The organism is Bordetella avium (genome assembly GCF_034424645.1).
Classification (GTDB): Bacteria; Pseudomonadota; Gammaproteobacteria; order Burkholderiales; family Burkholderiaceae_B; genus Bordetella; species Bordetella avium.
Genome location: NZ_CP139969.1, coordinates 2,655,133 through 2,676,380, shown reverse-complemented (window position 1 = coordinate 2,676,380; position 21,248 = coordinate 2,655,133). Strand labels below are relative to the sequence as shown.

Below are 21,248 nucleotides of genomic sequence, written 5' to 3'. Positions count from 1 at the left end.
CCTTGCCTTAAAGCGGCCACTTAGGCAGGCGGATTTTTGAATAACTGAGGGTCTTCCAATCTGGCGTGGCCACGCCAGGGCCGCCTACATAAATCACATGTCGTGCAAGCTGCGAAAACGAAGCGTAAAAATGCTGGGCCGATTTCACGATGACCAGACGCTTTGCATTCAGGTCACAGCCCAGTTGCGTGAACAAATCGACATTGATGGCCTGATTGCGCAGCGAGGTCAGGACGATTTCCACCCCCTGGGTTTCGATCAGCGCACAATCGCCCATTTGTGCGGGCGCGCCGGACAGGCCGGTCATCACCAGGCCGGGGTGCAAGGCCTTGACGGTGCAGCGGGTATCGACCGGGTCTCCCGACAGGGGGCCGACCTTGCCGCCCAGACGCATCATGAGCGTGGTGCCCACGCCGGCATCGAAGGCAATGCGCACTGCGACCGGGTCCCACAGCGGTCCCATGGCGACATTGCCAATACCGCGCTCCAGCACGCGGCGCAGCACAAACGTGGAATCGCCCGGCGCGCCGCTGCCAGGATTGTCGGGCCGGTCTGCGAGTACGACCGGCGCGCCATCAAAGGCCAGCGCCTCATCCAGCGCTTGATCGATGCTGCGATAAGGCACCATCAGGGCGTCGCGCATAGCGATGAGTTCGTCGGCCAGCCCGCGCGCCAACGCCTGAGCGGCAGCGGCGTCTCCGTCCGTGTAGACCAGCATCTTGCTTCCCATCTCGGGCACGTCACCCGTGGCAAAGCCCTGGATCGCCGAGATGGACAGCACCCCGTTCTTGCCTTCCAAGGCCTGCATGCGGCTGACGAAGCCACGAGCCGGATCACGCGAAGTATGCATCGGCACGATCATTTCGCAGTCGACCATGGCCGCCACTGGCCGGATGCGACCGGCCTGGGCCAGCGCGCAAAGATCGACCAATTCTTCGGCGCGCTCGCGGATGTCGGTATGGGGATATTCTTTGAATGCCACCAGCAAAGTGGCTTTTTCGACCATCAAGGGCGTGATATGCGCATGAGGGTCCAGTTCGGCGCCCACCACGACGTCGGGGCCGACGATCTCGCGCACTCGCGCCAACAGATCGCCTTCGCAGTCATCGTAGCCATCGGCCACCATGGCGCCATGCAAACCCAGCAAGACCATATCGACAGGCATGGCGGCGCGCAGGTCGGCGAGCAGCTCGTCGCGCAGGGTTTCGTACGCTTCGCGGGTCGTCGCGCCGCCCGGCTGGGCCGAGGTCACGAGACCTTCAGCTAGGTCCCAACCCGCGGCGCGGCCGCGCAGGCGGGCGATGTAAAGCGGGGCGCCCGCGAAGGTCACGCTGTCGGGATGCGCGCCTGCCGGGTAGTAATCCCGGTCGCGGAATGAAGAAAGGCTGGTCGGCATGGGCGCGAAAGTATTCGTTTCGGTGCCCAGGCCTGCGCTGAAAACTCGCATGTTCGTTCTCCGGTCAGTAAGCGGAGAACCCATGCATCGCACAGGCGGATGAATACATGTTTTTCCCCAGGAATATTTTTTGAGTCCTGATGCCCCCCTGCTTATCGCGGTGAGCTTATATAGGCTCTATTCTGACGCATGCCAGATGAGTTCGGCCGATTATGCAGAGGCGACTCTGACAGAACCAATAGCAAAGACGGCCGTATTCATAACTTTGGGGTATGGCCCCTGGGGAAAACAGGGAAGTGCAGGCCGCGCATGCAGGAAAACCCCGAGGCGGGGTCGGGGCGATTCTTGCACGGCTTTGTTGCGGCGCTGGAATCAGCCGCCGGTTTGATCCCACTCGGCGATGGCGACCTGGTTGCGGCCTTGCGCTTTGGCCTTGTACAGCGCTTTGTCGGCGCGCTGAATGAGGGATTGAGGGGTTTCGGCGGGGCTCGAGGTGCCCACGCCCAGCGACAAGGTGACCTGGCCCGTGATGGGGTCGGTGAGGGTGGCGATAGTGTTGCGGATGCGTTCCGCCAGGGCGACGGCTTTGATGAGGGGGCAGTTGGGCAGCAGGATCAGGAATTCTTCGCCGCCCCAGCGGGCAACGGCGTCGCCCTCGCGCACATTGTCCCTGATCAGGTTGGCGCAGCGTTTCAGCACGGTATCACCCAAGAGGTGGCCGAACTGATCATTGATTTTTTTGAAGTGATCGATGTCGGCCATGATGACGGAATAGAAACGGCCGCTTTGGTGCGCAGCGCGATGCAGGCGCTGTATTTTCGCGGCGGCGCCGCGCCGGTTAAGCAGGCCGGTGAGGGCATCGCTGCGCACCTGCTTGCTCAGGAGCTTTTCGCGCGCTACGAACTGTGAGATGTCTTTCAGCACGCTGATGTAGTGTTTGACGCTGCCTGATTCGTCCGTCAGCGTGGTGATGACCTGTTCAATATAGGCGTTGCTGCCTTTCGCATTTTGATTGGGAAAGGTGTGGCGCGTACGCTTGCCCCCGTGGATGACACTGAGGAGATTCTTGTAGAAATCCGGGTGAGGCTGACCGGAGTTGGTGGCTTGCGGCGTCAGCTGGTGTACTTCCTTGGCGCTATAGCCGATGGCGCGCTGGAAAGCTTGGTTGGTAAATAGGATATGGCCCTTATCATCGGCGATGAGCACGGCATCATGGGTGGCGTTGAGGGCCTGCGCCAGAAGCGCCTGGCGCTGTTGCGCCAGCGTGCGCGCGGTGATGTCGCGTTGAACCGAGACAAAGTGCTCGATGCCTCCCTGCGCGCCACGTACGGGCGAGATATTCCATTCCACCAGATAGGGGCTGCCGTCTTTGCGGTAGTTAAAGGTGGAACCCTGAAAATAATCACCATTTTTCAGGCACAGGCGTAAGCGGTTGATGACCGTTTTGTCCGTCAGCGGGCCTTGCAGGATTTTCGGCGAGTTGCCGATGAGTTCTTCGGCGGTATAGCCCGTCATGGCGCACAACGCCGGGTTGCTGTATACGATGATAGGCTCGACACCGGCTGTGGTGATCAATACCGAATTGAATGACTGATTGATGGCGAGTTGAAGCAGCTCCAGCGCGTGATGCGGCATGGAGAGATTTCGTTCGGGAGCGTTCATGAATCTGCGTGCTGGGTCTTGATTCTATTAAGGCATCTTTCTGAGGGCGTCGCCTCGATGGCCTGTTGCGCCCCGCAACGATGTTTCAACCCGGATTGCTGACGACATACGGTTTTTAGAGGGTGCTGGCGAGCCGCTTTATATGCCGCCCCATTATAGTCGTCCTGCGGGGGTTCTGTCTTTTTGGCAGCATTTATACGAATTTCATCATATTTATGCTTATTTTGGCAGAAATTGAAAGACGTATTCGGCGGTTTAACAAAAGACGACGTTACATCTATTGCGTCAGTGGGCTGGACGGCAAGCGCGGCCGGCAATCGTTCAGATGCCGGCCGCGCTGGTGTGCGTCAGTGGGCTTTGTGATGTGCGTTGCCGCTGCGCTGGGTGGTCAGCGGACGTACCTCGACTTCGATGCGCTGGGTGTGGCGTTTTCCATCAGCCGATTCGGTGACCAGCGTGAGAGGCACATGCTCGCCGGTGGTCATCTGGCGCTGTAGGTCCATCAGCATGATGTGATAGCCGCCAGGTTTGAGCTCCACAGCCTTGCCGGCAGGCAGCGCAACCGAATCGACCTGGCGCATACGCATTACGTCGCCTTCCATTTTCATCTCATGGATTTCGGTCGAGCGTGCGACATCCGAGTGGGCTTCGACCAGTTTGCTGTCCGCGGGGGCGCGCACCGTCATGAAGGCGCCGGTGGACTTCTGGCCCGGCACGCTGGCGCGTATCCAGGCATTGTCGACGCTGACCTGGGCGTGTGCGGTTGCGGCAAGCAGCAGGCCCAGAGCGGCCGAGGCGCCGAGTCGTTTGAGGATTTTCATGGTTGATTCCTTGATAGGGCCGCCCGATTGCAACGGTGCGGCCGGTTCCCGATGGTGCCTTCCGGCATGGGCGCAGAAGGCGTGACCGAAAGCGGCGGCTGGCCAGGAGGACTGGCGTGCCTGCTTTACGCGCGTGTAGCCGGCGGGGCGCGTGAGCCCAGAGGCGGGCCCGGCGGCGGTCCGGCCAGGCTGGCGCGATAAGCAGGAAGGACCGGTGCTTTGTGGGCCTGTGCCGCTGAGGGAGAGGGCATGAGGCCGGTCGGCGGCAAGATGGCCTGTGCCGGCAGGGTGCCGAAGGCGCAGGTCTTGGCGTCCATGGCGGGATTGCCGGGTTTGCCCGGGGTTTCCAGTTCGACGAACACGGTGCCCGCGCCGCTGCACAGGGTCAGCAGGGCGTGGGAGGGGGCCGCCATGAAACCGTTGGGAATCAGTGCGCGGAGCAAAAACGCCGCCATCGCCAGACAGATCAGGATCTGCCAGGACCGATTACCGCGATGGTTTGCCGTCGTGCTACGCATGCGTCGGATTCTAGTACAGCTCGCCGTCAAGAGATCAGACGTTTTGATCAAGACAGGATTAGAGGTATTCCGTCGTTAATAACAGGCCGATGGTTTTTCCTTCTTCTTTGATCTCGGTCACGCGTTGTTCTGCCCTATCGGTTTGGATGATTTCGCCGGGGCGCAAAGCCGTGCTCCAGAGTTGTTCGCCACGGCCATCAAAGTTTCGGCAGCTCGTGCTGGCCTGCTCACCGCCGAAATGCGTGGTGGGACAACTGGGTTGGGTAATGGCGCCGATGAATTCGATGCGTAGGGTTTCGGCAAAGACCGGGACCATGAGGCTGGCCCCGGCAATGATCAGCGCGCTGCGGATCAGGGGTGGGTGTGTCTTGAACATTGCTATATCTCATTGATGCTAGTGATCGCCCAATGAGTAGAAAGAGGGTCAAAAGATTTTTTTGAGCCCGAATTCTAGGCTAATGATTCAATATCCTTTGTTGAGGAGAGTTCCCCAATTTGCTTGGAGTTCAAGGGTTTGGAAATAGCAAGAAACCCTAAAATAATCCGAAGTGGTTTGATGCAAATAGGGTGTCAGATCAGAACAGGCTGTGCTCGGCAGGCCGACGCCGCCCGCGTGGCGGCCCGTAGCGGCCCGAGGTGGCGGCGTCCATCATTCCACGGCGCGCAGCCGGGCTTCCTGCAAGTCGAGCTGCTGCGCGTGCTCGCGCGCCAGCGTATCGGAGATGCGGTGGGTGCGCGCCAGGCGGTAAACGGCATAACGCGAAGCCGTTACGGCCGCCAGACGCAATTCGCGCTCGATACGGATGCGTAGCGCCAGGTCTTGGGCTGACCCATCCGCCTCGGCTTCGCCAGCCTGACGGCGCAAGCTGGCCGCCAGTGCATCGGAGACCTCGGCGTAGAGGGCGGCATCTTCAGGGTGCGCGGCAATCTGCTTCTTTGTGGACGCTTCCAGACTTTCGAGCGCGGCACGCAGCATGGCCTCTTGCGCCAGCACCCGTTCCTGGTGAACCCGGTCATTGGGCGGGAAGGTCAGCCCGCGCAAAAGCGGCGGCAGGCTGATGCTGGCGAACAGCAGAGAAAACACAATGACAAAGGCCGCTAGGCTGATCGCGAGATCGCGCGCGGGGAAGGGCGTGCCATCGCCCAAGGCGAAAGGCAGCGTCATTACGCCAGCGAGGGTGACGGCGCCGCGCACGCCTGCTACAGACATGGCCAGAACGAGGCGGGGAGAGATAGGTAGGGGTTTGTGGCCTTTACGGCGCGACCGGTAGGCGCTGATCTTGAGCGAGGTGGCCACCCATATCAGACGCACCAGCACTAGGGCCAGGCAGATAAAGAGACCGTAGACCGGCAGCCAGTAGAGGGCATGGCCACCGCTCTCGGCGGCGGCGCGCGACAGATTGGCGAGAATGGTCGGAAATTGTTCACCCAGCAGGACGAACATCATGCCGTTGAGCGTGAACTGCACCATATTCCATACGGCAGTGCGCTCGACCCGCGTGGTGGCCAGCAGCCGGCCCGACATCTCGATATAGCTCATGGTGATGCCCGCAGCGACGGCGGCGAGAATGCCTGAGGCGCCGACCTGTTCGGCCACGAAGTACACACAGAAGGGAATGATGAGGCTGAGCAGCACGTCGCTGCCCGGCTCGGAGCCGAAGCGGCGCGTAAGCAGCGCGCGCGTGCGCATTAAAAGCCAGGTCAGCGCGATGCCGGTGCAGATGCCGGCGACCGTCAGCCAGACAAAATACATCGAGGCATTAGTCAGCGAGAACGCGCCGGTCATGGCGGCGACGACGGCCAGGCGAAAGGCGACCAGCCCGCTGGCATCGTTGAACAGCGACTCGCCCTCGAGCACGGCCATCATGCGGCGGGGAATCCTGACTCGGTGGGAAATCGCCTCGACGGCGACCGGGTCGGTAGGCGAGACGATGGCGGCAATTGCGAAAGCCACCGTCAAGGGAACCAGGGGAATCATCCAGTGGATGAAATAGCCCACGCCAAGCACCGTCAGGAAGACCAGGCCGAAGGCCAACTGGACGATGGAGGAAGCCTCTTGCAGCACGGCGAGCTTGGACACCCGCCAGCCATCCAGAAACAGCAGCGGTGGCAGGAACAGCAGGAAGAAGATATCGGGTTCGATCAGGACGCCGCGCTGAAAGACAGCGGCGATCAGAAAACCGAAAGCGATCTGAATAAAGGGCAGCGGAATGGCGCGCGGCAAAATGCGCGCCAGGACTCCGCTAAGCATGACAGCCACCAGCATGGCCATGATGATGGCGAAAGTGCTCATCGCGATTCTCCTCCTGAGGGAGGCACAAGGCTGTCATTGAGTTTGCCCAGCGCAAAGGCAAGTGAGACGGCTGCGACTTGCGCGGCCGCGTGGGCGTCGGCCCGTGCAATGCGCGCGCTGAGCAAACCATTGGCCGCTTCCGTGGCGACGGTAATGGTGCCCAGGCCCTGTTTGTAGGCGTCCAGCGCCGCATCGTAGGTCAAGGCCGTGGTGTCAACCAGCGTGGAGGCGGCCTCATAGGATTGCAGGGCCGTTTCCAGCAGGTTGGAGGCGATGACGATTTCGCTCATGGCGGTGTTGCGCAGCTTCTCCAGCGCGGCCTGGGCGGCCTGCACCCGCTCTCTGGCATCGTGCAGGCGCGAGCTGCGCATGCCGCCATCGTAGAGCGGCATCGTGAGGCCCAGCAGCACGCCGCGCGTCACCGAGCCGTTCGAGAGCCCGGACACCGGCCCGATGGATAGTTTGTTGTGGCCGCCCATATAAAAGCCGGCCAGGAACACCTTGGGCAGAAAGTCTGCCTGCGCCACATCCACGCCGTTCTCGGCCGCCTTGAGCGAAGCGATGCTGGCCATGATGTCGGGGCGTTCAGCCAGGGCGCGTTGCAGGATAGCCCCTTGGGGGAGCTCTTGCGCAGAGGGCAGGGGAGCCGCCGCGCTGTCGGCTACGCGAACCGGCGTGCCTGGCGGCAGGCCGAGGTGATCCAGCAGGGCTTGATAGGCGTTGCGCTCCAGGCCTGCGCTGCGTACTTGTTGCAGGCGCGCCTGGGCGACCAGTTGGCGCGCCTGGGCCTCTTCGATCGAGGTGGCCAGGCCGCTCTTGCGCTTGGCCATCACGGCGGCCAGCACGCTTTCGCTGTTTTGCAGGGTTTCGGCGCTGATCCGCGTACGCTGGCGCGCCGCGCCATATTCGTAGTAGTTGCGGCTGACGTCGTAAACCAGCTTTTGATGCACCAGATTGAATAGAAAGTTAGCGCCCAAGGACAGGTTGCGCGCCGCCTCGTTGGCTGAGGCGCGCATGCCGAAGTCAAACAGCAGCCATTCCAGCGTGAGTGCGGGTACCGTGCCTCGCAGGCTGCTGTCTATCGTGGGACGCTGACCGAGTATTTCGGGCAGGCGCCGATCCGTCTCCAGTCGTCCGGTGATGACGGTGGCCGACAGGCGGGGAAGGTAGGTGGATTCGGCCAGCCCGACGGCCGAGGCAGCTTGCCGCGCCTGGCTCCAGGCCAGGCGGGTGGCCGGATTATTACGTTGCGCCATATCGATGAGTGCGGGCAGATCGTAGTCGCGGTCTGCCGCCGGCCTGACGGGCAGCGCCGGGCTCTCCGTGGCCAGCGCACGCCATTGCGCGGGCGCTGCGGGCGGCTGCCAGGCGCGATTGGCCGAGGCGGGGGCGCGGTCGATACTGCTGGCGCAGGCCGCCAGCAGTACGGGGCTGCACAGCGCCAGCCAGCGCAAAGGGGCAAGCCGGTCAGCGGCCATCGATCAAAGTCTCCAGTCGTTGGATGTCGGCGCCCAGCGCGCCGGGCAGGGCCGCAGAGGGCGTCAGCGCCGGTGCGCCGTCCGGCGCCTTGGCCGCAACGGCGCGGGCCAGCGCATCCAGACGCTCGGCGGCGCGAGCGTCGGCGGGTGGGCTGATCAGTAGTTGCAGGCTGGCTGTATCCATGGTGTTGCAGATCGCATTGATCTGGGCGATGTCGGCGTCGGAGGGGCGGTGCCGGTACACCTCGAAATGGGCAACGCCCAGGGCCTGCCGCGTTTGCGCCAGGCTGTCTGCGACCTTGGAAGCGTAAGCCAGCCGCAAATCGCGCGCCTCGGCCGTGTTGCCGGGAGCCGCCACGCGCGAAAGATAGCTCAGGGATTGTTGCAGGCTATCCCATACTTTATGCAGTACCCCGACAGGCCAGAACTGCGTGAACATGACGTACAGCACGAAGTTGCCCAGCAATACGCCCACGACACGGTCACGCGCGGTATCCATATCGAAGGTAGGGCCAAAACCCTGTAACACGGTGAGCAAAAAAGCCAGGGCGATTTGCACACCCGCATAGGAGATGCGCTCGCTGCCCACCGCCACCCAGGCCGAGAGCAGAGTGCCAATAAAGACCAGCACCATGATGGCGCCTACCGAGGTCATGTGCGGCATCAGGAAAACGATGGAGCCGATGCCCAGCGCCGCACCGATCAGGCAGCCCGTGATGCGCAATACCAGTTTGTGCGTGGTTTCAGCGACCGATCCCAGCGCCGCCACATAGCAGGTGATCATGGCGGTGTGAATGCCTTGCCATTGCGCCGCGGTATAGATGAGATAGCAAAGAATGGCCGCCGCCGTGGTTTTGATGGCGTAGCGCAGGTGCTCGGGATTGCGGCGGGCGTCGGCGCGCATGAAAGGTTGGCCAGGCGCCGGGGTGGGGTAGTGATCCGGCGTGCCCGACAGCTCGCGCAGCGCTGCGTGGATGTGCCGGGCCGTCTCGTTGAGTCCGGAAGCGGCAGGGGCAGGGGCGGGGGCGGCCTGGCCACGCGCTAGGGCTTCGGCCGCCTGGCGCATTTGGGTCGCCAGTTCGTCGCGCTGGGCCTGCGGGGTGTCTGGCGGCAGCACTTGCAGGGCGGTGGCGATGCGATAGCTTTCCTGTAGCGCACGCGCCACACGGCGCAGCTCGTTTCTGCGGCCCAGCGCCAGCAGGCGTGTCATGCCCAGCCGTTTGATGGATGCTTCCTGGCCGTCGCCGACGAGTTCGAGCAGGCGGGCGCGGTGCTGCGGCGTATCCTGCGCGGCCAGGTCGGCGCAGGCGCGCAGTCGGACATCGAGCGTATGGCGCAGCAGCGCAAGCGGTTTGCGGCCCAAGGTGAGATTGACCGCCAGCACACAGGCCATCGGCATGGTGGCCATGAGCCAGGCATAAAGAATGGCGCGAGTGGCAGCTTCGCCAAAGGGCACCATATCGAGCAGGGTCAGCACGAAGGCGAGCACCAGGGCAATGATGCCGCCCAGCTCGCCGAGCTTGCTTGCGGAGCCCAGATAGAGCAGGCCGATCGAGGTCACGGCGATGGCCAGGATGCGCAGCGCTGGCACATCGATGGTCCAGCGGGTCAGCATGAAGAGCACAAGGACGACCACGGCCACCAGTATCGTCAGGGCCACCGCGAGGATGACACCCTCGGCCGCGTCGGGCTTCATCACGAAGAAGATCAGATAGCAGCTGAGGGCGGCCTCGGGAATCCCGTAAACGGCCGCCATCATGGTAGTGAGCGCGCAGGTGAGGGCGATGCGCCAGGCTTGCGCGAAACGGCCCGGAAAGGGGTCGATCAGGTCATGGCGGGCCAGGCGTAGAAACCCTGACCAGGATTCAGCACTGTTCATCGGTATGAATGATGACGGTGGCCGAGCCTCCTACGCGCATCAGCTCCGGTGGCGGGTCTTTCAGCAGCACGCGCACCGGAAAACGTTGGCCTACACGCACCCAGTTCAGCGTTTTGGGAACATAGGGTAGGCTGCGCGGGATGGGGATCAGGTCTTCGCTCGCCACGCCCCAGCCGATGGAGTCCACGACGCCGGCAATCGGCCTGGAGCGGTCGGCGGCGACATAGGCGCGGGCGCAGGCCCCTGGCTTGATGGCGCTCAGTTCGGTTTCCAGAAAGCCTGCCGAGGCCCACCATCGGGTCGTGTCGATCAGCGTGAAGGCGGATTGCGCGGGAACGAGGTAATCGCCATTGGCGATAGACAGGCCGACGACGCGGCCATCATTGGGAGCGCGCACCTGAGTGTCGCGCAACTGCCGCTCGGCGATGGCCAGCGTGGCCCGGTTCTGCGCGACCACGGCCAGGGCGGCATCGGTGTCGCCCACCAGCGACCGCGCGGCATCCTGTTGCGCGAGCGCTTCTTTCAGGCTGGTGTCGGCATTGCGCTTTAGCGTGCGGGCGTCGTCCACTTGCTGCGCGGTGACATACCCCTTGGGCAGCAGACCCTGTAGGCGTTGCAGGGTCTGGCCGGCCTGGGCGGCGTTGATGCGCGCGCGTTCGACCTGCTCGCTGGCGATGGCGGCGTTTGAGGATTCCGCCGATACACTGCGTTTGCGTGTCGCGAGCGCCGCTTCGGCGGCCTGCAGGCCGGCCCGGGCCTGCTCGACCTGCAACTGATAAAACTCGGGGTCTACCGAGAACAGGAGTTCGCCCTGGGTGACTTTGCTGTTTTCCTGCACGGCCAATTGTTGGATGCGGCCGGGCACGGATGAGGCCATACGCGCCACATTGGCCGTGATGACCGCGTCTTCAGATAGGGGGCGAGCGCCGATGCGAGCGAAATACGCCCAACCTAGCCCGATGGCCAGGACCATGATGACGATTAGGATGACAACAGCGGCGCGGCGCCGATTGCCCGGTTCGGAGTGGGGGGTCGGCATGTCAGCGAGCGTAAATCGTCAGAGAGAGCAGGAACATGACGGCCGCGGCGAAAGCCAGATAGGTCAGGAGATGCAAGGGCAGGTATTCGTCTACGCCTGTTCGCACCAGGATGACGCGCAGCACCAGCGCGGCGATGCAACCCGCCGTGGCGCACAGCAGCCAGGAGGGAAAATAGGAATTGAACAGAACGACATAGGGCGGACGATCACCTGCGCAGCCGGTCAAAAGTGGCGTGAGCCACAGCGCCAGGGCAATCAGGCGATGGCCAGCGGGTTGTTGCATATTGCCCAAAAAATGCTCTCCGAAGAATCGTCGTGTGACACCGTCAGGGCCGTCGCGTTGCATTGATGGCAAGATGATACAAGGTTCAGATGAAAACGCAGCGCGCGCCGGTGGGCGATCGCGCTGCGGTTTTCCTACATGTCAGATTGATTTTCCTTAGCTCTGCAGGGATGTGCCGGACAGGCCTGCGCGAGCCAGCAGGGGGCTCGCTGCAATGTGCGCAGGATCAGTTGGGCGACCAGAACACGTATTCGGCCGTGTAGGGGCTCTCGGCGAGCTTGCCTACCGTGTTGACATCGCAAGGCGTGGTGGGGGCGCCGCCGCCGCTGCTCACCAGGCGCTGGATATAGGTCACGCCGGTCAGGATGCCGCCGGGCCCGCCGGAGGGGTTGGCGATGACCAGTTGATCGTACAGCCGGTTCTCACCGATGTTGGCGCGCACGATTTCCATGCCGGTCAGGTTGGAGCCGTCGGAGGCTTGCCAGGTTTCCGGAGGGCTGCTGAACGTGGCTTGCGCGGTTTTGTTGCTGAGTGTCGCCTTGGCCTTGATGATGCGCCAGACGGGGGCGCCCGGCGCGCCAGGCAGGGGTTCTGGCCGCAGGCATTCGTAGGTGATGACGCCTGTGGCGGGTGCGCGCCAGGACACATAGTTGCCGGCGGGAACATGCATGATTTCCGGTACGGCGGCCGAGGCGCTGAATGCGGCGGCGATGAGTGGGAGGGCCAGTAGATGACCCAGCGGGCGACGCGAGTATTGCTTCATGCTGACTCCTGTAATTCAAGCCGGATTCATAAAGGACTGCCAGGATTCTACAGGCAGAGCGCGGCTGCGGTACTTGAAAGTCGCTGCGGCGGCTGCCGGCGCTGCTCAGGCTTTCCGTTCCCGTATGGGGAGGGTAAGGTAGGGGCGGTTTGGATGGTCTTTAGTATTTATCACTATGACGGGAGTGGGTCGGATGTATATGACAGGCTTTACGGGCGTGCCGCGTGCGCGCCGCCGGAATCCGGAGGCCTGCGGTTGCCGCAAGCACGGGCCTTTGATGGCCTGGATGAATCGCAGAGTTGAAAACGACCTGGTGCTGCGCATGGCCGCGGGCGGCGTGGCGGAGACCGTGCGTCCCTTTGGCGCGTTTCGGGCTGACAGCGCCTTTGCGGGTGACCCCCAGGTCAGCGCAAAGCCGGTGATCTTCACCAATCTGCGTTTGTTCGACGGGCTCACATCGAGCCTGCGCGACGGCATGGATGTGCGCGTCGAGCACAACCGAATCACGGATATCCTGCCTGCCGGTCAGGGCCGCGAGGGTGCGGCCGTTGTCGATTGCGGTGGCCGGGTCTTGATGCCCGGGCTCATCGATGCGCACTGGCACAGCATGCTCTGCGGCATTACGCAGATGGCGGCCATGACCGCCGACCCCGCCTATATCCATCTGGTCGCGGCCCGCGAAGCGCAACATACATTGATGCGCGGCTTTACCAGTGTGCGCGATGCCGGTGGCCCCAGTTTCGCGCTCAAACGCGCTATCGACGAAGGGCTGGTGCACGGGCCGCGCATCTATCCTTCCGGCGCCATGGTGTCGCAGACCTCAGGGCATGGGGATTTCCGCATGCCTTATGAAGTGCCTTCGCGCCCGGATGCGCTCAGCCATTTCGAGTTGGCCGGTGTCAGCGCTATTGCGGACGGTCATGACGAAGTGCTGCGGCGCGCACGCGAGCAGTTGATGCTGGGCGCCTCGCAACTGAAACTGATGGCGGGCGGCGGCGTCACCTCGCTCTACGATCCTTTGACCAGCGTACAGTTCACCGAAGAAGAGCTGCGCGCAGGGGTGCAGGCGGCGGCGGATTGGGGCACTTATGTGATGGTGCACGTCTACAGTTCCCAGGGCATACAGCGGGCGCTCAAGGCCGGAGTCCGTTCCATCGAGCACGGGCAATTGGCTGACGAGGAGACGGCGCGCATGATGGCCGACCATGGCGCTTGGTGGAGTTTGCAGCCTTTCTTTGGCGATGAGGACGCCAACCCTCACCCCGATCCGGTCAGCCACGCGAAACAACAGCAGGTCGCCCAAGGCACCGAGCGCGCCTATGCGCTATCCCGGCAGTTCGACATCAAGACGGCCTGGGGTACGGACATCCTGTTTTCGCCGCAGTTGCTGGCGCGGCATAGCCATATGCTGGCCAAACTGACCCGTTTGTATGCGCCGTTAGATTTGCTGCGCATGGCCACGGGCGCTAATGGTGAACTGCTGGGCATGTCGGGTCTGCGCAACCCTTATGCTGGCGCTGTCGGGACCATCACCCCTGGCGCATTGGCGGATCTTCTGGTGGTCGATGGCGATCCTTCGCGTGACCTGGATTTCCTGACGGAGCCGCAACGCAATCTGCGGCTCATCATGAAAGATGGCAGGGTCTACAAGAACTCGCTCTGATGTCCTGCGAGGCGGCGGCTCTCAGTTGCGCCGTATGCTGTGGTTTGGATGGGCAGCTGACCTAGGTCTTTGCGTAGCGGCAGTCTGCACCACGGCTTTCCGGGCAAGGCCGCTAAGCGCGGCCTTAACGCGGATTCCTGGCTGCTCGGTCTGAGCGCCGCCGCTTGGCTCTTGAACCAGGCTGCGGTGAGCTTGTCGGGCGTCTTTCCCGGCCAGAAGCACGAAAAAAACGCCGCCTCCAAGCTTCATCATCAGCCCGCTATGCTGGGTCTGGCTTGCCTCGCCGGCCAACTACCCGATGTGGGGGTGGCTGCTTAGATAGGTCGTCACGATTTCGAGCACCCCATTGATGATGAATTGCACGCCCATGCAAACCAGCAAAAAGCCCATCACGCGAGAGATCGCCTGCACGCCATCGTGCCCGATGATTTTCACGATGCGGCCCGCGGACCGCAGACAGACCCAGAACAGCAGGCCCAAGAGCAAAAACACCAGGATAGGCGTGACCTCAAGCACCCAGCGCGAATACTCGTGATCGGTGTGGATGGTAGACGTGGCGCTCACAATCATGGCGATGGTGCCCGGACCGGCTGTGCCCGGCATGGCCAGGGGCACGAAAGCGATATTGGGCACGCTGCGTTCGGCGATGTTGGTGGCGGCGTCGGCCTCGGGAATATCGTCCGTGGTGGTCTGCGGAAATAGCATGTTGAAACCGATGGCCGCGACGATCAAGCCGCCAGCGATGCGCAGCCCCGGGATCGAAATGCCAAAGGTGCTCATGATCCAGGTGCCGGCGTAGAAGGTCACCAGCATGATGCCAATGACATAGAAGGTTGCCTGGCGAATCTGCTTTTGGCGTTCCCGGAAGGGGATGTGTTCGCTCAAGGAAAGCAGCAGCGTCATGGATGTGAGCGGATTGGCCAGCGGCAGCATGAGGGTCAGGCCCAGTCCGGTGAGTTTGAAGAGGTCGATAACGTCGTTGATCATGGCGATAGGGTCTCGGCGTGCAGGAGTGGGGCGAGTTGTTCGATGCCGCGCAGGGTGTGCTGCAAATGCTCGCGCAGCGCCCGGGAGGCCGCCCCGCAACGTCCGGCTTCCAGCAGATCCAGGATGTGCAGATGCTGCTCGCAGTGGCTGCGGTAGCGTGTACGGTCGCGCATGAAGCGGTAGGACAGCAGGCGGCGCACACGGTTCACACGGCGGATGGCGTCGATGAAGAACACATTGCCGGAGGCCTCGACCAATGATTCATGAAAACGCACGCCGCGTTCGTGAATCTGGTCGGCGCTGTCGCTGTCTATGCCGCCGTCGAGGAGATGCTGCTCGGCCTGCCGGCAACGGGCCAACACTACCGGGTCTAGCCGGTAGCCCGGTTCGAGCAAGGCGGCCGGCTCCAGCGCCAGGCGCAGCCGGTAGGATTGCAGCAAGGCGTCGGGAGTGCGCAGCATGGGCGAGAACTCCCAGCCATAGCCGGGGCGGCGCGAAATCCAGCCTTCGGCCGCGATGCGATCAAGCACGGCATTCAGTTGCGCGACGGTCAGCTTATAGCGCTGACGCAATTGCGCTTCCGTCACGGCGTCGGGCAGATCACCGCGCAGCAGGTCGTCAGCGATGCGGAAATAGGCTTGGTCGCCGGTCGCGGCCGGCGCGTTCAGCGTTACCTGGTGCGCGGCGGCGGTCACGAAATAGCCGCGATTGGGTTGCCGCAGGAGCAATCCTTGCGCCGCCAGTTCTTGCAGCGCGTCGTTGACAGGGGTGCGCGAGACGCGCAATTGGTCGGCCAGCCACTGGGCGGGCAAGTGTGCGTCCGGCGCCAGTCTTTGCGTCTGGATCAAGCGAATGATCTGGGCAGCGATGGCGTTTGGAGGGTTCATGCGGATGACTTTAACCCGGAATCTGCGCCGTGGAAGCGGCGCCGGAGATCGCGGTCAGGGCCTGCCAGGCTGGCAGGCGGGTCCGCCGTCAGGATAGGGCGCGTTGCAGAATGCTGGGAATCACGCCGCCAGCGCGCAGCAGCTCGCATTCGAGCTGGGTTTCCACCGCCGCCGTGGCGTCGCAGGCGCTGCGGCTTCCATCGGCATGCCAGATGCGCACGGCTACGGTGGCGCGCGGTTGAATATCGGCCGCATCGATCTCGACGCGCTCGCCTGTCTGAAGTCCGGGCCAATTCGCCGGAAGGCGCAGCGGCAGCACACCCATGCCGATCAGATTGGAGCGATGGATGCGCTCAAAGCTCTTCGCCAGCACGGCGCGGATGCCGAGCAGGCGCTGCCCCTTGGCGGCCCAGTCGCGCGAAGATCCGGTGCCATAGCGTTCGCCCGCGACCAGCACGACGCTTTGTTTCTCCGCCTGATAGCGGGCCGCCGCCTGCCAGATCGGCATGAGCTCGCCGCTGGGCAGATGCCGGGTGTGCGCCACCGGCGCGTCGGGCGCCAAGTGGTTGCTGAGCGTGCGGCTGTAGAAGGCCGCCCGCAACATGACTTCCCAATTGCCGCGCCGGGAAGCAAAGACGTTCAGCTCATGCCTGTTTTCGCCGCATGCTTCAAGATAGTCCGCCACCAGGCTGTCGGCCGGGATAGCGCTGGCAGGTGAAATATGGTCGGTCGTGATGTCATCGCCCAGCACCAGGAGGGGATAGGCCGTGTAATGGCCTAGCAGGCAGCCCGCATCACTTGCGGCAAACGGAGGGCGGCGCAAGATGGTGGATGCGGGGTCCCAGGGAAAGCGCGCGCCTGCGGGCGCCGGCAAGGCATGCCAGGCGGGATTGCGCGCGGCCTGCGCGAAGTCATGGGCGAAATCATGGGTGGACAGGCCTTGTTTCAAGCAGGCCTGAATGTCTGCCTCATCCGGCCAGAGATCGGCCAGCATGACGGGCTGGCCTTGGCCATCCCGGCCGATTGGCCCATGCATCAAATCCAGGCCTGCGTCACCAGCCAGGGCGTAGGCGATCACCATGGGCGGCGACATGAGAAAGCCGAGTTCCAAATCGGGATGTACGCGGCCCGGGAAGTTGCGGTTGCCGGACAAAATGGCGACTGGGCGAGCCGCGCCAGCGCGCTGGGCTTGTTCGATGCGCTCCGGCAAGGCGCCCGAGTTGCCGATGCAAGTGCTGCAGCCAAAGCCGACAATGTCAAAACCGACAGCGGCCAGGTCGTCCAGCAAACCGGCGCGTTTTAGATAACTGAGGGCGGCCGGCGATCCGGGCGCCAGCGAGGTCTTGGTCCAGGGGGCGGCGCGCAGCCCGCGCGCGCGGGCCTTGCGTGCAAGCAGACCGGCGGCCATCAGCAAGGCGGGGTCGCTGGTGTTGGTGCAACTGGTGATGGCCGCGATGGCGACAGGATGGGCGGGCAGATTGTCCGTCCCCCCGGCAAAACCTGCCAGGGCCTGTGGGATGCGCGCCAGGGGCAGGCGGTCCTGTGGCCGGCGCGGCCCGGCTGCGCTGGCGCCGATCTGCTCCAGCGCGATGTGCAGGGTCTGTGTGTAGCGCGGCCGGGCCTGCGGATCGAACCACAGGCCGTTGCGTTGCAGATAGGCCCGCGCCAGCGTGAGGGCTTTTTCGTCGCGGCCGGTTTGGCGCAGATAGTCCAGCGCTTCTTCGTCGGGCGGGAAATAAGCGGTGCTTGCCCCGTATTCGGGCGCCATATTGGCGACGACGGCCCGTGTGCCGGCAGACAGGCCGGACACGCCCGGGCCGAAGAACTCCACAAACTCGCCTGACACGCCGATGGCGCGCAGACGTTCGGTGACGGTCAGCGCCAGATCGGTCGCCAGCGAGCCTGGCGGCAGGGCGCCGGTCAGCTCGACGCCAATCACCTCCGGGATGCGCAGCATGGTGGGCATGCCGAACATCACGGTCTGCGCTTCCAGGCCGCCCACGCCCCAGCCCAGTACGCCGATGCCGTTGATCATCGGCGTATGGCTGTCGGTGCCCAACATCATGTCGGGAACCGCCCAGGGCTCGCCCTCACGGAGCTCAATCTGCACCAGCGTGGCGAGCTGCTCCAGGTTGATGGTGTGCATGATGCCAGTGCCCGGCGGGTGAATGCGCACGCCGTTTAGCGCGCTGCTGGCCCAACGCAGGAACTGATAGCGCTCGCGGTTGAGGCGGATTTCATGCGCGATATTCAGGCGGGCCGCGTCGGGGCGGGCATAGGCGTTGACAGCCAGCGAATGATCGACCGACACGTCCACCGGCAGGCAGGGGTTGAGCCGGGCAGGATCGGCGCCCGCTTCGGCCAGCGCGTCGCGCATGGCGGCGATATCGACCAGGGCAGGAGTGCTGGTCGTGTCGTGCATGAGTACCCGGCCAGGCTGGAAAGCGATCTCGGCATGGCTGCAGCCTGCGCGCAGCCAATCGCGCAGCGCGGCGACAGCGGCTTCACGTTCGGCGCCGCGCATATGGCGCACGGCGTTTTCCAGCAGCAGGCGTAACACGACTGGCAGGGGGCCGGCATCGAGTGCGGGAAGGTCGACGATGAAATAGCGGTCGTTGCCGACAGTCAGCGTAGCCGGAGAGAAAGACGCGGTAGTCATGCCCGGCATTATTGCATTTTTCAATTTTAAAAAGCAATTATTCATCCATGATGCTCGGGCTGAACGTCGCTGCGGCGCGATCCGCCTGGCCTCATCGGGCCCTATCGGTATCAAGGCCTCTCAATAGCCTGCGCTGGCCCGGAGATCGAAGGGCGCGCGTGGCCTCTACAATGCGCTGACACCGCCTGTCGCGGTGCGCTGAACAAGGGGAGAGCATGGACGCGGATTTCTGGCTGGATCGTTGGCGTGAGGGAAAAACAGGTTTTCATCAAGACCGTGTTACGCCGCTCTTGCCCAAGTACTGGCCCCGCCTGGCACTGCCGACTGGCGCGCGCGTGCTGGTGCCTCTGGCGGGTAAGTCGCTGGACATGGTGTGGCTGGCCGAACAGGGCCATGAGGTTTTGGGAGTCGAGCTTTCGTCGCTGGCCGTGCAGCAGTTTTTCGCCGAACAGGGTTGGGCCCCACGCCGGTGGGAGAGCGCCTACGGCCAGCATTACGCGGCCAACGGTGTCGAATTGATCTGCGGCGATATCTTCAAGCTCGACGACGCAGCGCTAAAGGATTGCCTGGGTGTGTATGACCGCGCCGCCCTGGTGGCGCTGCCCGAGACGATGCGGCGCGCCTATGCTAACCATGTCTATGGACAGATGCCGGCCGGCTACCGCGGGCTGTTGCTGACGCTGGATTACCCTCAAACACAAATGGAAGGCCCGCCTTTCTCGGTCGACGAGGCCGAGGTGCAGGCGCTGTTTGGCGAGCAGGCCCATCTATGGGACCGTCGTGACATTCTGGAGAAGGAGCCCAAGTTTGCCGAGCGCGGCGTCAGCAGACTGGACACCTTGGTTTTCCGCTTGAGTGCAGCCTCGTAACCCGCTAAGCCTGTCTCGATGGCGTTATAGAATCCTTGCGAGCCCGCTCAAACTGCCCTGCGGGCAGCGCTGCCCCTTGCCACACCTGCTGCCGGGCTTCGGCCGGTACCGGAGAAATCGTATGAAAGCCCTGTTCCTGATCTGTTTTTCCGCCTTGCTGTCCGGCTGCGTTTCGGGCCAGTTTGCGCATCCAGGCCCGCCGCACCCCGGCGCGGTCAATCCCTACAGCAGTGGCGGTTTCCACGACGCCGGGCCCAATTATCCCGATACCGGCCGCTGACGCCAAAGCCCTGTCGGGGCCTGCCTCGGGTAAGCGCCAAAACAGCGGAGAGAAATATTTAGTAGGCGTTGCATTTAATTGTGTGCGCTCCTGCAATAATCATCCCTGTTATGACGCCGCATCCTGCGGCGAATTTCAAGGTCTCCGATGAAGAATCTCACGCTACGCCAGCGTCTGTTAGGCAGTTTTCTGGTCATCCTTGGCATCATGGGTTTGACCTCCGGGCTGGATTACAACCGGCTGGAGCACATCGAAAACGAGGTGGGCGTCATCAATACGGACGCGGTGCCGGGGATCTACTACAGCACCTCGATCCGCGCCGCCTGGTTTATGGGCTTTGTGGCCTTGCAGGACGCTTACGACAGCGAAGATCCGGCGGCGCGCCGTGCCGCCTTGCAGTCCCTGCCCGAACATGACCGGGCACTGGATGAGCTCATCCGGCAGTATGACCAGACCGTTCTGCGCGCCGACGATCGCGAGATATTCAAAGCGTTTCTGCTTGATTACGCCGCCTACAAAGCACTGCGTGAGCGTTTGCTAACGTTGCCGGAGTTTGCCGGAACCGATGCGGCGCGGCGCTTCATCCGCAATGATCTGCGCCGGGCCTTTAGTGTCGGGCGCGATGTGCTGGCGCGCATGGTGGCCGAAAACAAGGCGCAGGCCGATCGGGCTGCCCAGGGTATCCAGAAAACCATCGACGATGCGCAGTTCAGCCTGCTGATCTGGCTGAGCATTGCCATTTTGGTCGCCATGATTTGCGGCTATCTCTTGCTGCGCTCCGTTGTCCGGCCCGTGCGCGAAATCGTCAGGATGCTGGCTGGCATGAGCGGGGGCGATCTGACCCAGCGCATGGCGCTGGAGCGGCGTGATGAATTCCATAGTATCGAGATCGGCTTTAATGGCATGGTCGAAGAGCTGACCGGCCTGGTGGGGCGCACCCAGCGTTCCGCAGTACAGGTTGCGACCTCGGTGACGGAGATCGCCGCGACGGCGCGCCAGCAGCAGGCGACCGCCTCCGAGGTTGCCGCCACCACGACCGAGATCGGGGCCACCTCGCGCGAGATCGCCGCGACCTCGCGGGATTTGGTGCGCACGATGGATGAGGTGTCGGGCGCTGCCGAACAAACCGCCCAATTGGCGGGCCAGGGCCAGCTTGGCCTGGGCCGCATGGAAGACACCATGCGCAATGTGGTCGGCGCGGCGAGTTCGATCAATGGCAAGCTGGCCGTGCTTAATGAGAAGGCCGGCAGCATCAATCAGGTTGTGACCACGATCACCAAGGTGGCCGACCAAACCAATCTGCTGTCCCTGAATGCCGCCATCGAAGCCGAGAAGGCTGGCGAGTACGGGCGGGGCTTTGTCGTGGTTGCCACGGAGATTCGCCGTCTGGCCGACCAGACCGCCGTGGCGACGCACGACATCGAACAGATCGTGCGCGAGATCCAGTCGGCGGTGTCGGCGGGTGTCATGGGAATGGATAAATTTTCCGAAGAAGTGCGGCGCGGCATGAGTGATATGCAGGAAATCGGTGAGCAGCTCTCGCAGATCATCCAGCAGGTGCAGTCGCTTGCGCCACGCGTGCAAATGGTCAATGAGGGCATGCAGACCCAGGCCGTGGGAGCCGAGCAAATTAATCAGGCCCTGCAGCAGCTCGGCGATGCCGCGCAGCAAACCGTCGAGTCGCTGCGCCAATCGGCCCAGGCCATCGATGATCTCAATATCGTTGCCAGCGATTTGCGCAGCGGTGTGGCACGCTTCAAGGTGTAGCGCG

The 21,248-nt window shown here is 63.2% G+C and carries 19 protein-coding genes; 5 read left to right on the top strand and 14 right to left on the bottom strand.

What is annotated here, in order from left to right:
• Positions 1-7 precede the first annotated feature (7 nt).
• From U0029_RS12395 to U0029_RS12345, 11 genes are all read right to left on the bottom strand, one after another.
• Positions 8-1,447: a M81 family metallopeptidase gene (locus tag U0029_RS12395; RefSeq protein WP_114851789.1), complete on the bottom strand. Its 1,440-nt coding sequence runs from the start codon at positions 1,445-1,447 to the stop codon at positions 8-10.
• 321 nt (positions 1,448-1,768) lie between these two features.
• Positions 1,769-3,058: a sensor domain-containing diguanylate cyclase gene (locus U0029_RS12390; RefSeq protein ID WP_012416689.1), complete on the bottom strand. Its 1,290-nt coding sequence runs from the start codon at positions 3,056-3,058 to the stop codon at positions 1,769-1,771.
• A gap of 347 nt (positions 3,059-3,405) precedes the next feature.
• Positions 3,406-3,879, bottom strand: a complete 474-nt coding sequence (locus U0029_RS12385) for a copper chaperone PCu(A)C (protein ID WP_012416690.1) — start codon at positions 3,877-3,879, stop codon at positions 3,406-3,408.
• A 125-nt stretch (positions 3,880-4,004) separates the two neighbouring features.
• On the bottom strand, positions 4,005-4,397 hold the full coding sequence (locus U0029_RS12380) for a hypothetical protein (protein ID WP_039051617.1): 393 nt from the start codon (positions 4,395-4,397) through the stop codon (positions 4,005-4,007).
• A 58-nt stretch (positions 4,398-4,455) separates the two neighbouring features.
• Positions 4,456-4,773, bottom strand: coding sequence for a hypothetical protein (locus U0029_RS12375; protein ID WP_012416692.1), 318 nt, complete (start codon positions 4,771-4,773; stop codon positions 4,456-4,458).
• A gap of 273 nt (positions 4,774-5,046) precedes the next feature.
• Positions 5,047-6,690, bottom strand: a complete 1,644-nt coding sequence (locus U0029_RS12370; protein ID WP_012416693.1) for a Na+/H+ antiporter — start codon at positions 6,688-6,690, stop codon at positions 5,047-5,049.
• Entirely contained in the window at positions 6,687-8,168 is a 1,482-nt protein-coding gene (locus U0029_RS12365; protein WP_012416694.1) for a TolC family protein, read from the bottom strand. Before U0029_RS12365 ends, U0029_RS12370 begins: the two co-directional genes overlap by 4 nt.
• Positions 8,158-10,047: an FUSC family protein gene (locus U0029_RS12360; protein WP_012416695.1), complete on the bottom strand. Its 1,890-nt coding sequence runs from the start codon at positions 10,045-10,047 to the stop codon at positions 8,158-8,160. Before U0029_RS12360 ends, U0029_RS12365 begins: the two co-directional genes overlap by 11 nt.
• Positions 10,034-11,086 (bottom strand): multidrug transporter subunit MdtN, encoded by a 1,053-nt coding sequence (mdtN, locus tag U0029_RS12355; protein WP_114851790.1) that lies wholly within the window; start codon positions 11,084-11,086, stop codon positions 10,034-10,036. Before mdtN ends, U0029_RS12360 begins: the two co-directional genes overlap by 14 nt.
• Before the next feature lies 1 nt (position 11,087).
• Positions 11,088-11,369, bottom strand: a complete 282-nt coding sequence (locus tag U0029_RS12350; protein WP_039051661.1) for a YtcA family lipoprotein — start codon at positions 11,367-11,369, stop codon at positions 11,088-11,090.
• A gap of 226 nt (positions 11,370-11,595) precedes the next feature.
• Positions 11,596-12,132 carry a DUF3455 domain-containing protein gene (locus tag U0029_RS12345; RefSeq protein ID WP_012416698.1) on the bottom strand — a complete coding sequence of 179 codons (537 nt, stop codon included), beginning with the start codon at positions 12,130-12,132 and terminating at the stop codon, positions 11,596-11,598.
• A 193-nt stretch (positions 12,133-12,325) separates the two neighbouring features.
• Between U0029_RS12345 and U0029_RS12340 the strand changes: the two genes are divergently transcribed.
• Together U0029_RS12340 and U0029_RS12335 are read left to right on the top strand one after the other, a co-directional pair.
• Complete coding sequence (locus tag U0029_RS12340; protein ID WP_114851791.1) at positions 12,326-13,795, top strand: metal-dependent hydrolase family protein; 1,470 nt, start codon at positions 12,326-12,328, stop codon at positions 13,793-13,795.
• A gap of 69 nt (positions 13,796-13,864) precedes the next feature.
• Positions 13,865-14,113: a hypothetical protein gene (locus U0029_RS12335; protein WP_039051618.1), complete on the top strand. Its 249-nt coding sequence runs from the start codon at positions 13,865-13,867 to the stop codon at positions 14,111-14,113.
• On the opposite strand, the gene U0029_RS12330 is transcribed toward U0029_RS12335, so the two are convergent.
• The 3 genes from U0029_RS12330 to U0029_RS12320 all read right to left on the bottom strand — a co-directional run bounded on the left by U0029_RS12330 (position 14,087) and on the right by U0029_RS12320 (position 18,337).
• Entirely contained in the window at positions 14,087-14,782 is a 696-nt protein-coding gene (locus U0029_RS12330; protein WP_012416701.1) for a MarC family NAAT transporter, read from the bottom strand. The two genes, U0029_RS12335 and U0029_RS12330, sit on opposite strands and share 27 nt — an antisense overlap.
• A complete protein-coding gene (locus U0029_RS12325) occupies positions 14,779-15,669 on the bottom strand; it encodes a GntR family transcriptional regulator (protein ID WP_012416702.1) in 891 nt (296 codons plus the stop codon). The genes U0029_RS12330 and U0029_RS12325 overlap by 4 nt, the downstream gene beginning before the upstream one ends.
• A gap of 88 nt (positions 15,670-15,757) precedes the next feature.
• On the bottom strand, positions 15,758-18,337 hold the full coding sequence (locus U0029_RS12320) for an aconitate hydratase AcnA (RefSeq protein WP_082011669.1): 2,580 nt from the start codon (positions 18,335-18,337) through the stop codon (positions 15,758-15,760).
• Between the two features lie 206 nt (positions 18,338-18,543).
• Here U0029_RS12320 and U0029_RS12315 point away from each other — a divergent pair, with 206 nt between their 5' ends.
• The 3 genes from U0029_RS12315 (at position 18,544) to U0029_RS12305 (ending at position 21,244) form a co-directional block, all read left to right on the top strand.
• Complete coding sequence (locus tag U0029_RS12315; protein WP_012416704.1) at positions 18,544-19,197, top strand: thiopurine S-methyltransferase; 654 nt, start codon at positions 18,544-18,546, stop codon at positions 19,195-19,197.
• A 121-nt stretch (positions 19,198-19,318) separates the two neighbouring features.
• Entirely contained in the window at positions 19,319-19,477 is a 159-nt protein-coding gene (locus U0029_RS12310) for a hypothetical protein (protein WP_012416705.1), read from the top strand.
• A 147-nt stretch (positions 19,478-19,624) separates the two neighbouring features.
• On the top strand, positions 19,625-21,244 hold the full coding sequence (locus tag U0029_RS12305; RefSeq protein WP_114851792.1) for a methyl-accepting chemotaxis protein: 1,620 nt from the start codon (positions 19,625-19,627) through the stop codon (positions 21,242-21,244).
• The last annotated feature ends 4 nt before the right edge of the window (positions 21,245-21,248 follow it).